This is a genomic window from Streptomyces sp. NPDC045778 (assembly GCF_056431945.1).
In genome coordinates this window covers 134,643-147,694 of the sequence record NZ_JBWKJZ010000023.1, presented here as the reverse complement: position 1 = coordinate 147,694, position 13,052 = coordinate 134,643, and the positions used below count along the sequence as shown (strand labels likewise).

The following is a 13,052-nucleotide window of genomic DNA, read 5'->3' as shown; positions in this document are numbered from 1 at the left end:
CGCCTCCGGGGCGCACCGGGGGCGGGGCCCTTCGCGTCAGCGCAAGCCGACCGCGGCGAGGGCGGCCAGCTGGGCCTTGGAGAGGCGCAGCGGGAAGTACAGGTAGCACACGCCGCCCGTGCCGGAGACGACCTTGCCCTGCGCGTTCTTGCGCTTGGTCCGCAGCCAGACGTTCTCCCACTCGCGCCGCCGGTAGACGCGCCGCACGGCGGCGTTGGTCGGTGACGCCGGGTCGTTGGCGATCACGTCACCGGCGTCCGTGAAGCCGACGACGGTCATCAGGTGTCCTGCCGTGCCGTAGCCTGCGCCGGTCAGCTCCTCCTTCAGGAACGACTGCGACGTGATGACCGGGATGCCCGCGGCGATCAGCGTCTCCAGGTCGGTGAGCGACCCGAGCCGGGTGACGACGCCCTGCATGTCGTCGTACGTCGCGGCGTAGGCGGCGTTGAACGGCCAGTTCCCGCAGCCGCCGTACTGGTAGTCGTAGGTGAGGCGCGCCGCGTGGCACACCTGCGGGTCGGTGTAGGAGGGGTCGACCCAGGCCAGGTCGGCGGCCGTGGGCCTGCGGCCCCAGTACTCCAGGATCATCTGGGACGAGGTGGGGCTGCACCAGGCCTCGCCGCCGTTGTCGTACTCCGGGTACCGGCCCTTGTGGATCTCCTGCGAGTAGCGCGGCACCGCCAGCTCGTGGGCGAGGCCCGGCTCGGATGCGGGCACAGTGAAGCGGTCGGGCACGTCCGAGGTCATCGCGCCGACGCGCCACACCGTGGGGGTGGCCGTGGTCCCGGGCTCGCGGTACAGGGTCAGGCGCAGCCGGTACGAGACGAGGCGCAGGCCGGTCGTGGTGTCGTCGACGGACAGGGTGTCGGTCCACACAGTCGACCTGCCGTCCTCCTGGCCGTCGACCGAGGTGCGCCGTATGACCGGGGCCGCCGGGTCCTGGCGGTCGTCGCCGGAGGCCCAGCGGCCGAGGACGTACCACGGCGTCCTGGTGCCGTCGGAGTACGTGGCCTCCAGCTCGACCTGGATCCAGGTGCCGCGGGGCGTGCGGGCGTTCCAGGAGGCGATGACCTCCGTGCCGGGCACGGCGGAGCGGTGCACCGGGCCCGTCCAGCGGGCGTACTCCCAGGTGCTCGTCCTGCCGGTGTGCGGGTCGGCGTAGTCCGTGGAGCCCAGGGGCTCGGCGATCTCGACGCCGGGGCGGGTCTTGCCGGTGACGCGGGTGCCCGCGCCCGCGCCCGTGCTCCAGTCCTTGCGCGAGGTCCAGGAGCGGTTGTCCACCGGCCGGTCGGCGCGGGGCGGGCGGTGCCGGGCCGGGGGCCCGGGGCGCGCGGCTGGGGCGGCGCCCGCCGGGGTCGCGGCGGCCGCGACGGCGGCGACGGCCGCGGCGCCCGCGGCGGTGGTCAGGAGTCTTCTGCGGGACATGTCTTCAGCTCGGTCCATGGACGGGGACCCCCGGTCGACGTGGGTTCCGGCGGCAGCCGGACGCTTCGGTGACGGGCCCCGGAGCGGGGCCCGCCCGGACGACGCCCGCCGGGGCAGGGCCCGGACGAGAATCGTCAGGTGCACGACAGTGCGCCAACTATGGCCGTTCGATGGTGGGTTCTGCCAGTGAACGGACTCCGACGGCACTCACCAATATTGGCCTCTACCACTGGTATGACCTGCGGCGCCACGCTGAACCGCGCAACTGTTCGGAAATCGGCGCGGGGACCTAGGCTGGTGGGTGATGACAATGACCCGGCGCCCCACACCCCTCCCGCGCCTCGCCCGTGCGCTGTCCGCGCTCCCCCCGTCCTGCGGCCCGGTGCGCCTGGTCGCCGTCGACGGGCACGCGGGCTCCGGAAAGTCGACGTTCGCCGAGCGGCTCGCCGACGCGCTCGGCGGCGCCCCGGTCCTCAGGCTCGACGACATCGCGAGCCACGAGGCGCTGTTCGACTGGACCGGCCGGCTGCGGCACCAGGTCATCACCCCGCTGTCCCGGGGCGAGACAGCGCACTACGAGGCGTACGACTGGCACGCGCGCCGCTACGGCCCTGCAAGCCGCCCCCTGCCCGCGGCCCCCGTCGTCCTCGTCGAGGGCGTCGGCGCGGGTCGCCGCGTGCTACGCCCGTTCCTGGCGTGCCTGCTGTGGATGGAGCTGCCGCGCGCCGCCTCCTGGGCCCGCGGGCGCCACCGGGACGGCCCGGAGCAGCGCGTCTTCTGGGACGGCTGGGAAGGGGCCGAACGGCGTCATTTCGCCGAAGACCCGTCCCGGCCGTACGCGGAGTTCCTGGTACGCCAGTTGCCCCAGGGGTACGAGGTGCTGACGGGGCCCGCCGGGACGCCGACGGACGCCCAAATGGTCACTCAGGGTGAAGGCCCACCCGCAGCGCGCTGACACTTGGGAAAGTCCGTTTCCGACCGTCTGGCCAGTTTCCGTGAGTCGTCCAACTCTGCTTGACCGAGGGGCCTTACAGGACTTACGTTCTCAAGGAGCGACCTTTCGGGTCGCCCCTGTACGCGAAGCCCCCGGTTGTTCCCCCGTGATCGGGGGCTTCGTTCTGCCCGCGCACCGCCTCCGCCGGGCGCCACGAGCCGTCATTCGCTCACCCTGGGTCACCATCGCGCCCGCTCCCACCTGGGCGGCTGCCGCGCCCTCCCGCGCCCGATCCCGCGCCCCCGCACCCTACGGCCGGGCGCCTCTCCGCAGGTACGATGCCTCTCGGTGCGACCGGACGGACGGCGGCTTCGCGCACCGAGTCAACTCCCGTCCGCAGCACGGCGGTTCAGATCGGTCGCCGACGGGCAGCGGCCCGGTGGCTCACACACGGGGGCACGGCTTGTGGGGGACGTGATGGACTTCGGCACGCAGGGCCAGGCCGCCCCGGCCGACCTCGCCTGGCTGCGGGGGGTCGACGCCTACACGATGGGCGCCTATCCGCAGGCGGAGGAGGAGTTCCGGGCCGCGGTGCGCATCGACCCGGGCATGGCCGACGGCTGGCTCGGCCTGCACGCGCTGCGCGTCGACACGACGACGGCGCTCCTGCGGATGTACCAGCACCGGGACCGCTTCGGCGAGCAGCGCGCCCGGCACGGCCGCACCCTCAACTCCTGGTACTGGCTCGGCTGGTGGGTCCAGCCCGTCCTCGAGTCCGTCCGTGACCTGCTGCTCGCGCACGCCTCGCACTGGCTGGACGGCCGCCACGTCCCCGAGCTGGACCGGGCGCTCGCGGGCCTTCCGCCCGTCGACACCGACAGCCAGGTGCGCTTCCTGCACGCCTGCCGCGCCTACCTGGTCAAGGACTGGGAGCAGCTGGTGCGGCACACCGACCCGCTGATCGACGACCCGATGCTCGGCATCGAGGCGGGCCTGTTCGGCGGCATGGCCCGGGTCCGGCTCGACATGTACGGCCAGGCGGAGCCGCTGCTGTCCGCGGCCCTGATGCGCTGCCGCAGCGAGCAGCCGCAGCGCAAGGAGCTGCGCTACTGGCTGGCCCGCGCGCACGAGGGCACCGGCCGCTCCGCCGCCGCCCTGCCGCTGTACCGCGCGGTGCACCGCGTCGACCCCGCCTTCATGGACACCTCCGCGCGGCTCGCCGCCATCGCCGAGGGCGACGGCTTCGACGACGGCACCGACCTCGCCGCCGTCACCCTCACCGGCCTCGGCCAGGACGTGCTCGACGGGCCCGACGGCGTGGACGCGCTGTTCGGCGCCGAGGGCCGCGACCTGAAGGTCACCGGGCCCGACCTGGCGCCGGGCACCGGGCCCGTCGATCCGCCCGCCGCCGACACCGTGCGCGAGAAGGCGATCATCCCCGTCAAGCCCCCGCCGCCGCAGCTGCCGCCGGGGCCCACGGATCCGGCGCTGCTCGCCGACGCCCTCGCCGAGCTGGAGCGCATGGTCGGCCTCGAACCGGTCAAGCGGCAGGTCAAGGCGCTGTCGGCGCAGCTCAACATGGCCCGTCTGCGCGCGGCCCAGGGCCTGCCCGTGCAGCCGCCGAAACGACACTTCGTCTTCTCCGGGCCCTCCGGCACCGGCAAGACCACCGTGGCCCGCATCCTCGGCCGGGTCTTCTACGCGCTCGGCCTGCTCGGCGGCGACCACCTCGTGGAGGCCCAGCGCGCGGACCTGGTCGGCGAGTACCTGGGACAGACGGCCGTCAAGGCCAACGAACTCATCGACTCCGCCATCGGCGGCGTCCTCTTCGTCGACGAGGCCTACGCCCTGTCCAACTCCGGCTACGGCAAGGGCGACGCCTACGGCGACGAGGCGCTCCAGGTCCTCCTGAAGCGGGCCGAGGACAACCGCGACCACCTCGTGGTGATACTCGCCGGCTACCCCGAGGGCATGGACCGCCTGCTCGCCGCCAACCCCGGCCTGTCCTCGCGCTTCACCACCCGCGTCGACTTCCCCTCGTACCGCCCGCTCGAACTCACCGCGATCGGCGAGGTGCTCGCCGGCGAGAACGGCGACGTGTGGGACGAGGAGGCCCGCGACGAGCTGCGGTCCATCAGCGGGCACGTGGTCGACCAGGCCTGGATCGACGAGCTGGGCAACGGAAGGTTCCTTCGCACGCTGTACGAGAAGAGCTGCGCCTACCGCGATCTGCGGCTCTCCGGCTATCCGGGCGAGCCGACCCGCACCGACCTGGCCACGCTGCGCCTGCCCGACCTGATGCAGGCGTACGGCGAGGTCCTCTCGGGCCGCGGCCCCACGGGGCCTGCCGGGACGGGCTGAGCGCGCCCCGCCCGTCACCCCTTAGAGGCATTTGCCGCCCAAGAGCGCAAGGCCTGGCCAGAAGTCCGCGACCCTGACCACAAGGGCGCGCGGACACGGTGGGGGTGCGCGACGATGACCACCTGGCCGGCATGGGCACTCTTCGCCGCCGTCGTGACGGCCACCGGAACCGGCGTGGCCCTGTGGATCGCGTGCGGGCTCAGCTTCCAGCTCGCCGTCGACAGCTTCGTCGTGACGGACACCACCCTGTCCCTCGTCCTCGCCTCCTGCGGCGTCGCCGTGGCCTCGCGCCGCCCCCGCAACCCCATCGGCTGGCTCCTGCTCGGCGGCGGCGCGGCGCACGCCGGGACCGTCCTGGCCCTCGGCTTCCTCGCCCTCGGCCTGCGCGAGGACTGGGCCCCCGCGACGCTGCGCCTCCTGGTGACCCTCGCCCTCGCCGCCTGGCCGCTCGGCCTGCGGCTCTTCGTGCCGCTCGCCCTCCTGCTCTTCCCCACCGGGAACCTGCCGGGCCCGCGCTGGCGCCCGGTGGCCTGGGGCACCGCCGCCATCGGGGGCCTGTTCTGGCTGTGGAGCGTGACGACGCCGGAGCCGTACGCGCTCGGCGGGCCCTCGGGGTATCCGCAGGCCCTGAGCTGGCCGCCGCTGGAGCCGTACCGGGCGCAGACCGACCTCCTGGGCATCTTCGTGCCCATGCTCATCGACCTCGCCGCCCTGATAGTGCGCTACCGCTGGGGCGACGAGCGGCTGCGCCGCCAGATGCTGTGGCTGATGCTCGCCGTGCTCTGCGCCGTGCCCTGGTGGCCGCTCGGCATGAACGCGGAGGCGCTCCAGGTCCTCATCACCGCCCAGCCGATCGCGATCGCCGTGGCGATCCTGTGCCCGCAGGTCCTGGACATCCAATGGGTGGTCTCCCGGGCCCTGCTGTACATGGCGCTGTCCCTCGGCGTGCTCGGCGTGTACACGGCCGTGGTCCTCTTCCTCGACCGGGTGCTGCGGGAGACCTTCCACATCGGCGGTGCCGCGCTCGTCGCCGTCGCCGTCGCGATCGCCTTCCACCCGGTGCGCGGCGTGCTCCAGCACGGCATCGACCGGCTCCTGTACGGCGACCGGGGTGATCCCGTGCGCGCGCTCGACCGGCTCGGCGCCCGGCTGACCGCCGAGGCCGGCCTGGACGGGCTGCTCCTCGCGGTCCGCGACGCGCTGCGCGTGCCGTACGCCGCCTTCCACCTGGAAGGGCGCGCGGTGGCGGCCTCCGGCACCCCGCCGCCCGGCTGCGCGCGGGTGCCGCTGCCCGCGCCCGGCACCAGGGAAGCCGAGCTGGTCGTGGGCACGCGGCGGGGCCAGGCCCGGCTCGACGCGGAGGATCTGCGCACCCTGCGGGCCCTGGTGGTGCCGCTGGGGGTCGCCGTGCGGGCGACCGTCCTGTCCGAGGAGTTGCAGTCCTCGCGCGAGCGCCTGGTGTCGACCCGCGAGGAGGAGCGCAGGCGGCTGCGCCGCGACCTGCACGACGGGCTCGGCCCCACCCTCACCGGGCTCGCCTTCACGGCCGACGCGGCGCGCAACCTGGTCCGCTCCGACCCGGCCACGGCCGAACTCCTCCTGGACCAGCTGCGCGGGCACGCCAGCGGCGCCATCGACGAGATCCGCCGCCTCGTCGAGGGACTGCGGCCGCCCGCGCTCGACGAGCTGGGGCTCGTCGCCGCCCTCGCCCGGCAGGCCGAGCGGCTGAGCCACCGCGGCGGCGGCGCGCCGCTCGCCATCACCATCGACGCGCCCGGCAGGCTCCCCCAGCTGCCGGCCGCGGTCGAGGTGGCGGCCTACCGGATCGCGACGGAGGCGCTGACGAACGCCGCCCGGCACTCGCGGGCCGACCACGCCCTGGTCCGGCTGCGCGTGGACGACGCGCTGCGCATCGAGGTGACCGACAACGGCGGCCCGTCCGCCTTGCCGTGGCAGCCCGGGGTGGGCATGTCCACGATGGCGGAGCGGGCCGCCGAACTCGCCGGCTGGTGCCGGTGCCGTCCCGGTCCGGAGGGCGGGGAGGTGAACGCCGTCCTGCCGTTGCGGTCCTGCTAGCACCAGCGCGGCTCCGTAGGGCTGAGGCCCCTGATTCCGTCAGCCCTACAGGATCCGTGTCCACGCGTGGTGGACGTACTCACCCGCGGCCACCACCCTCGTGACCGCACCACCTCCCCCCGCCGCGGCCTGCGCTGTCGCCCCGGCGAAACCGGCGCAGAGGGCCGCCGCGGCAAGGGTCGCCACGCCAACTGCCTTGAGTGTGTCGCGCATTGCCGTTCTCCTTGTCCTCGCAGTCCCTGACGTGCGGCTCGTGGGTACGAGCACGTGCCGGGCCGCGCACGCGCGGGCCGGCGGGCTCAAGGGCGGTGCCCCGCGGGGAGGTGTCCGGCGCATCGGGTGTGCCTCCGTTCCGGGGCCTGGTCATCGGCTCTGCGGGGCTTCGTCTTCGGCCGGGCCCGCTGCCACGGGCCCGGCCGCCCCCCGTTCGCCCGCTCAGCATGGCCTCGGGCGTGCCCTTCGGGTCAGGGCCCTCGCTCCTTGCCGTACCGGGAAGTCCTCCCGGCCGATTCGGGTGCCCGCGCCCAGGACGGAGGGTCCGGCGTGCGCCACGATGGGTAGACATGGCGGGAAGCACCGCCGCTTGCCTTGTCGTGGAACGACCGCACCGCCGCCGTGGGGAGCCGCGCCTTGACGACGTCCGCCGACACCAGTGAGCTGACCGTGATCCTGGCCGACGACCACCCCGTGGTCCGCGGGGGCCTGCGGGCACTGCTCGGGTCCATCGACGGCATCAGAGTGGTCGGCGAGGCCGCGGGCGGGCGCGCCGCCGTGCGCGAGACGCTGCTCCACCGGCCCCGGGTGCTCGTCATCGACCTGGAGATGCCGGACCTGGACGGGGTCAGCGCGACCCGGGAGGTGCTCGCGTCCGCGCCGGACACGGCGGTGCTCGTCCTGACGATGTTCGAGGACGACGAGTCGGTCTTCGCGGCGATGCGGGCGGGCGCCCGCGGCTACATCCTCAAGGGCGCCGCGCAGGACGAGATCGTCCGCGCGGTCCGCTGCGTGGCCGCGGGGGAGGCCATCTTCGGGCCGCGCATCGCCCGCCGCGTGGCCGAGTGGATGGCCCGGCCGCGGGACGCCGCGGCGCGCTCGCCCTTCCCCGAGCTGACGGCGCGCGAGCTGGAGGTGCTCGACCTGATCGCCGCGGGCCTGGCCAACCCGGCGATCGCCCGCAGACTCCAGCTGGCGCCGAAGACCATCAGCAACCACGTCTCGGCGATCTTCGTGAAGCTCCAGGTCGCCGACCGCTCCACGGCCATCGTGCGGGCTCGCGACGCGGGCCTTGGGCAGGGGGCCTGAACGGTTTTCGCGCTGCGCGCTCGTCCTCGAACGCCGGACGGGCTGCATACTGCCCGTCCGGCGCTCCAAGGTGCGTCCCGTCCGTGTCAGCCCACCAGCTCCCTCCCCCGAGCCATACGGGGCACAGTCACCCGGTGGGCCGGGTCCCTGACCTCGCCGACCAGGAGTTCCAGGACGTCCTCAAGGGCGACGAGGCCGAGGATCCGGCCGCAGGGGTCGGCGACCTGCGCCAGGTGCGTCGCGGCGTGCCGCATCACCGACAGGGCGTCGTCCAGGGGCAGTTCGGCCCGCAGCGTCGTCATCTGGTGCCAGACGTGCTGCGGCACCGCACGGTCGGTGTCCTCCAGGTCGAGGACGTCCTTGACGTGCAGATAGCCCATGAAGGCGCCGCTCTCCGCGCGGACGGGGAAGCGGGAGTAGCCGGTGCGGGCGGTGAGGTCGACGACCTGGTCCGGGGTGACCGTCGGGCCGACGGTGACCAGGGACGCGCTGTCGAGCAGGACGTCGGTGACCGGGCGCGAGCCCAGCTCCAGGGCGTCCTCCAGGCGTTCCTGCTCCTGCGGGTCGAGCAGCCCGGCCTGGCCCGCGTCCTCCACCAGGCGGCCCAGCTGCACGCTGGTGAAGACCGCCTCGACCTCGTCCTTGGGCTCGACCCTGAACAGCCGCAGGATCACCCGGGCACAGGCGCCGAGCGCGGCCGTGACCGGGCGGCACAGGCGGGCGAAGGCGACCAGGCCCGGGCCGAGCCAGAGCGCGGTCCGCTCCGGCGCCGCCATCGCGAGGTTCTTCGGGACCATCTCGCCGACGACGAGGTGCAGGAAGACGACCACCGCAAGGGCGATCACGTACCCGAGGGGGTGGATCACGCCCCCCGGCAGGTGGGCCGCCTCGAACAGCGGCTCCAGGAGGCGCGCCACGGTCGGCTCGGCGACCGCGCCGAGCGTCAGCGAGCAGACGGTGATGCCGAACTGGGCCGCGGCCATCATCTGCGGCAGGTGCTCCAGGCCGTACAGGACCCGTCGGGCCCGGACCGTGCCGAGCGGCTCGATCTGGCTGCGGCGTACGGAGACGAGCGCGAACTCGGCCCCCACGAAGAAGCCGTTGGCGAGCACGAGCAGCAGGGCGAAGAGGAGTTGGAGGGCGCTCATCGCACCGCCTCCGCGACGGCCCTGCCGTCTCCCGCGGGCCGGGCGCCCGCGGTCCTCACGAGCCGCACGCGCTCGGCGCGGTAGTGCCCGACCTGGCGCACCGCGAGCCGCCAGCCCGGGAGTTCGGCCCGGTCGCCGGGCGCCGGGATGCGCCCGAGCAGGTCGGCGACGAGCCCGGCCACCGTCTCGTACGGCCCCTCGGGGACGTCGAGTCCTATGCGCTGGAGCGTGTCGACGCGGCAGCCGCCGTCGGCGTCCCAGGCGGGGCGGCCGTCCTCGGGCGGAGCGGCGGCGAGTTCGGGCAGGTCCTGGCGGTCGTGCTCGTCGCGGACCTCGCCGACGAGTTCCTCGACGATGTCCTCCAGGGTGACGACTCCGGCCGTGCCGCCGTACTCGTCGACGACGACGGCCATCGGCTGCTCGCTGCGCAGCCGCTCCAGGAGGGGCTGCACGGGCAGCGTCTCGGGCACGAGCAGCGGCGCCTTGGCGATGCGGCTGACGGGTGTGCGAAGGCGCGCGTGCCCGGGCACGGCGAGGGCGTCCTTGAGATGGACCACGCCGACGATCTCGTCGATCCGCTCGCGGTAGACGGGGAAGCGGGACAGGCCGGTGGCGCGGGTCAGGTTGACCACGTCCTCGGCGGTCGCGGTCGACTGGAGCGCGCTGACCTTCACGCGCGGTGTCAGCACGTGCTGCGCGGTCAGCTCGCCGAGGGACAGGGTGCGCACGAACAGGTCGGCGGTGTCCTGCTCCAGGGCCCCGGCACGGGCCGAGTGCCGGGCGAGCGACACCAGTTCGCCGGGGGTGCGGGCGGAGGCCAGCTCCTCGGTGGGCTCGACGCCGAGCGCGCGTACGAGCCGGTTGGCGACGGCGTTCAGGGCGGCGATCACCGGTCGGAACAGGCGCGCGAAGGCATGCTGCGGGCCCGCGACGAACCGGGCCACCTGGAGCGGCCGCGACACCGCCCAGTTCTTCGGCACGAGTTCGCCGATCACCATCTGCACGGCGGACGCGAGGAGCATGCCGACGGCCACGGACACGCCGGGAACCGCCGCTTCGGGCAGGCCCACGGAGGTGAACGGGCCCGCGAGCAGGTGCGCGAGGGCCGGTTCGGCGAGCATGCCGACGACGAGGGAGGTGAGGGTGATGCCGAGCTGGGTGCCCGACAGCTGGAAGGACAGCTCCTTCAGGGAGCTGACGACCCTGCGGGCACGGCGGTCGCCGTCGGCCGCCGCCTTCTCGGCGTCGGGCCGCTCGACGGTGACGAGGCCGAACTCGGCCGCGACGAAGAAGCCGTTGGCGAGGATCAGCAGGAGGGCCGCTCCGAGGAGCAGCAGGGGGATGGTCATGATGCCGCCGCCTCGCCCGGTGCGCGGGTCCCGGTATGTCGGGAGGGGGCGGCGCAGGTACTACAGGACGATCCGTCCATCGCCGGAGGGAGTCACTCCTCGGGTAGCAGGAGCCCCTGGGGGCCGCGGGCCCGGCAGGGGCGGGGCGGCACACCGGGCCGGCCCCGCCACCAGGTTAATCAAGACCCCCCGCTGAGGTCAGCCGTGCTCGCTGCCCGACCGCGCGTCGGCGAGGGCGCGCAGCGCCCGGGCGTCGCTGATGGCCTGCTGCTTGGCGATGCCCGGCTGGATGCCGAGGGCGGGCAGGCTGGTGCCGTCGGTGAGGTTGAGGAACACCCACGGGTCGCCGGGGCGCAGGTTGACCTGGACGATCTCTGCCCAGGCGAGGCGGCGCCGGGTCGCGATGTTGACGACGGTCACGCCCGACTCGTCGGCGACCACCTTGGGCCTGCTGAGCAGCACGAGGGCGCCGGCGAGCAGCGCGCCGGTGAAGACGAAGCTGATGCGTTCGCCCGGGTTGAGGTCGGGCAGGATCACCGCGATCACCACCAGGACCGCGAAGATCGCGGCGGCGGCGGCGAGCAGCACGGCCCGGGTGCGCCCGGGCCGGAAGGTGACCGGGAGCGCGGGCGGGGCGGAGGACTCTGGCATGACGGTGTTTCCCTGTCCGGTCACAGGCGGCAGGCGTGGATCGCCGTGGTCAGGATGGCGCGCGCGCCGATGGCGTACAGGTCGTCCATGACCCGCTGGGCGTCCTTGGTGGGGACCATGGAGCGGACGGCGACCCAGCCCTCGTTGTGCAGCGGGGAGATGGTCGGCGACTCCAGGCCGGGGGTGAGGGCCACGGCCTGCTCCAGGTGCTCGGCGCGGCAGTCGTAGTCCATCATCACGTACGTACGGGCGACCAGGACGCCCTGGAGGCGGCGCAGGAACTGCTGCACCTTGGGGTCGTCGCCCTCGGCGCCGGTGCGCCGGATGACCACGGCCTCGGACTTCATGATCGGCTCGCCGAACACCTCCAGGCCCGCGTTGCGCAGGCTGGTGCCGGTCTCCACGACGTCCGCGATCACCTGGGCGACGCCCAGTTCGATGGCGGTCTCGACGGCGCCGTCGAGGTGGATGACGGAGGCGTCGACGCCGTTGTCGGCCAGGTGCTTGCCGACGATGCCCTCGTAGGAGGTGGCGACGGTGCGGCCCGCGAGGTCCGCGAGGCCGTGCGCGGTGCCCGGCTTGGCGGCGAAGCGGAAGGTGGAGCGGGCGAAGCCGAGCGGCAGGATCTCCTCGGCGTTGGCGCCGGAGTCGACCAGCAGGTCGCGGCCGGTGATGCCGATGTCGAGCTTGCCGGACGAGACGTAGATGGCGATGTCGCGCGGGCGCAGGTAGAAGAACTCGACCTCGTTCCCGGGGTCGACGATGACGAGTTCCTTGGACTCGCGGCGCTGCTGGTATCCGGCCTCATGGAGCATCGCCGACGCAGGTCCGGACAGTGAACCCTTGTTGGGGACGGCGATGCGCAGCATGAGGTCGGATTCCTTTGCGTGACGGTGCGGGACTTGCGGGAACGTACGAGGACTTACGGGAGCCTGCGTGCGAGCGGGGGCAGCGAACCTTTCGCGCGCCCGGATAGAACGCTCGTTTTAGAGATGGGCGTACACGTCGCTGAGGGAGATGCCGCGGGCGACCATCATCACCTGGACGTGGTACAGGAGCTGCGAGATCTCCTCGGCGGCGGCTTCCTTGCCCTCGTACTCGGCGGCCATCCACACCTCGGCGGCCTCCTCGACGACCTTCTTGCCGATGGCATGGACGCCCTTGTCCACCAGTTCCGCAGTGCGGGAGGTGGCCGGATCGCCGTGGGCTGCCTTGTGCTGGAGCTCGGTGAACAGCTCCTCGAAAGTCTTCTTGGACATGATGTCGCTTACTCTACGCGCCCGCGGGGCGCCCCTCAGCGCCAGGGCTCCGAGACGGTCCGCAGGGTGGCGGCCGTCGCGACGGCGGCCGTGACCGCCTCGTGCCCCTTGTCCTCGGTGGAGCCCTCCAGGCCCGCGCGGTCCAGGGCCTGCTCGTCGGTGTCGCAGGTCAGTACGCCGAAGCCGATCGGCACACCGGTGTCGACGGACACCTGGGTGAGGCCCTGGGTGACGCCCTGGCACACGTACTCGAAGTGCGGGGTGCCCCCGCGGATCACGACGCCCAGGGCGACGATCGCGTCGTAGCCGCGGCCCGCGAGGACCTTGGCGACGACGGGCAGCTCGAAGCTGCCGGGCACGCGCAGCAGGGTCGGCTCGTCGATGCCCAGTTCGTGCAGGGCGCGCAGCGCGCCGTCGACGAGGCCGTCCATGACCTTCTCGTGCCACAGGGCGGCGATGACGGCGACGCGCAGGTCACCGCAGTTCTTCACGCTCAGTTCGGGGGCACCCTTGCCGCTCACGCGCTTCTCCTAGGGGTGGTGGGGTG

At 73.6% G+C, this 13,052-nt stretch carries 12 protein-coding genes; 4 read left to right on the top strand and 8 right to left on the bottom strand.

Translation table 11 applies throughout. The annotated features are described in order from the left end of the window. Positions 1-36: 36 nt before the first annotated feature. Positions 37-1,443 carry a peptidase C39 family protein gene (locus tag AC07GB_RS27325; protein ID WP_478849866.1) on the bottom strand — a complete coding sequence of 469 codons (1,407 nt, stop codon included), beginning with the start codon at positions 1,441-1,443 and terminating at the stop codon, positions 37-39. 286 nt (positions 1,444-1,729) lie between these two features. On the opposite strand from AC07GB_RS27325, the gene AC07GB_RS27320 reads away from it, so the two are divergent. From AC07GB_RS27320 to AC07GB_RS27310, 3 genes are all read left to right on the top strand, one after another. Further along, complete coding sequence (locus AC07GB_RS27320; protein ID WP_478849864.1) at positions 1,730-2,380, top strand: uridine kinase family protein; 651 nt, start codon at positions 1,730-1,732, stop codon at positions 2,378-2,380. A gap of 456 nt (positions 2,381-2,836) precedes the next feature. Beyond that, the gene (locus tag AC07GB_RS27315; RefSeq protein ID WP_478849862.1) at positions 2,837-4,720 is read left to right on the top strand and encodes an AAA family ATPase; all 1,884 of its coding nucleotides are present in this window, start codon (positions 2,837-2,839) and stop codon (positions 4,718-4,720) included. Between the two features lie 114 nt (positions 4,721-4,834). Continuing rightward, the gene (locus AC07GB_RS27310; RefSeq protein ID WP_478849860.1) at positions 4,835-6,796 is read left to right on the top strand and encodes a sensor histidine kinase; all 1,962 of its coding nucleotides are present in this window, start codon (positions 4,835-4,837) and stop codon (positions 6,794-6,796) included. 45 nt (positions 6,797-6,841) lie between these two features. On the opposite strand, the gene AC07GB_RS27305 is transcribed toward AC07GB_RS27310, so the two are convergent. Further along, positions 6,842-7,009 carry a hypothetical protein gene (locus tag AC07GB_RS27305; protein ID WP_478849858.1) on the bottom strand — a complete coding sequence of 56 codons (168 nt, stop codon included), beginning with the start codon at positions 7,007-7,009 and terminating at the stop codon, positions 6,842-6,844. Positions 7,010-7,426: 417 nt separating this feature from the next. Between AC07GB_RS27305 and AC07GB_RS27300 the strand changes: the two genes are divergently transcribed. Continuing rightward, positions 7,427-8,098 carry a response regulator gene (locus tag AC07GB_RS27300; protein WP_478849856.1) on the top strand — a complete coding sequence of 224 codons (672 nt, stop codon included), beginning with the start codon at positions 7,427-7,429 and terminating at the stop codon, positions 8,096-8,098. 86 nt (positions 8,099-8,184) lie between these two features. Here the strand turns inward: AC07GB_RS27300 and AC07GB_RS27295 are convergent, their stop codons facing one another. The 6 genes from AC07GB_RS27295 to ribH all read right to left on the bottom strand — a co-directional run bounded on the left by AC07GB_RS27295 (position 8,185) and on the right by ribH (position 13,026). Further along, positions 8,185-9,246, bottom strand: a complete 1,062-nt coding sequence (locus AC07GB_RS27295) for a hemolysin family protein (protein WP_478849854.1) — start codon at positions 9,244-9,246, stop codon at positions 8,185-8,187. Next, positions 9,243-10,595, bottom strand: coding sequence for a hemolysin family protein (locus tag AC07GB_RS27290; RefSeq protein ID WP_478849853.1), 1,353 nt, complete (start codon positions 10,593-10,595; stop codon positions 9,243-9,245). Before AC07GB_RS27290 ends, AC07GB_RS27295 begins: the two co-directional genes overlap by 4 nt. A 198-nt stretch (positions 10,596-10,793) precedes the next feature. After that, positions 10,794-11,246 carry a PH domain-containing protein gene (locus tag AC07GB_RS27285; protein WP_478849851.1) on the bottom strand — a complete coding sequence of 151 codons (453 nt, stop codon included), beginning with the start codon at positions 11,244-11,246 and terminating at the stop codon, positions 10,794-10,796. Positions 11,247-11,266: 20 nt separating this feature from the next. Continuing rightward, complete coding sequence (hisG, locus tag AC07GB_RS27280) at positions 11,267-12,115, bottom strand: ATP phosphoribosyltransferase (protein WP_478849849.1); 849 nt, start codon at positions 12,113-12,115, stop codon at positions 11,267-11,269. A gap of 117 nt (positions 12,116-12,232) precedes the next feature. Continuing rightward, positions 12,233-12,505 carry a phosphoribosyl-ATP diphosphatase gene (locus tag AC07GB_RS27275; protein WP_030674739.1) on the bottom strand — a complete coding sequence of 91 codons (273 nt, stop codon included), beginning with the start codon at positions 12,503-12,505 and terminating at the stop codon, positions 12,233-12,235. Between the two features lie 35 nt (positions 12,506-12,540). Beyond that, a complete protein-coding gene (gene ribH, locus AC07GB_RS27270) occupies positions 12,541-13,026 on the bottom strand; it encodes a 6,7-dimethyl-8-ribityllumazine synthase (RefSeq protein WP_478849847.1) in 486 nt (161 codons plus the stop codon). Between the last annotated feature and the right edge of the window lie 26 nt (positions 13,027-13,052).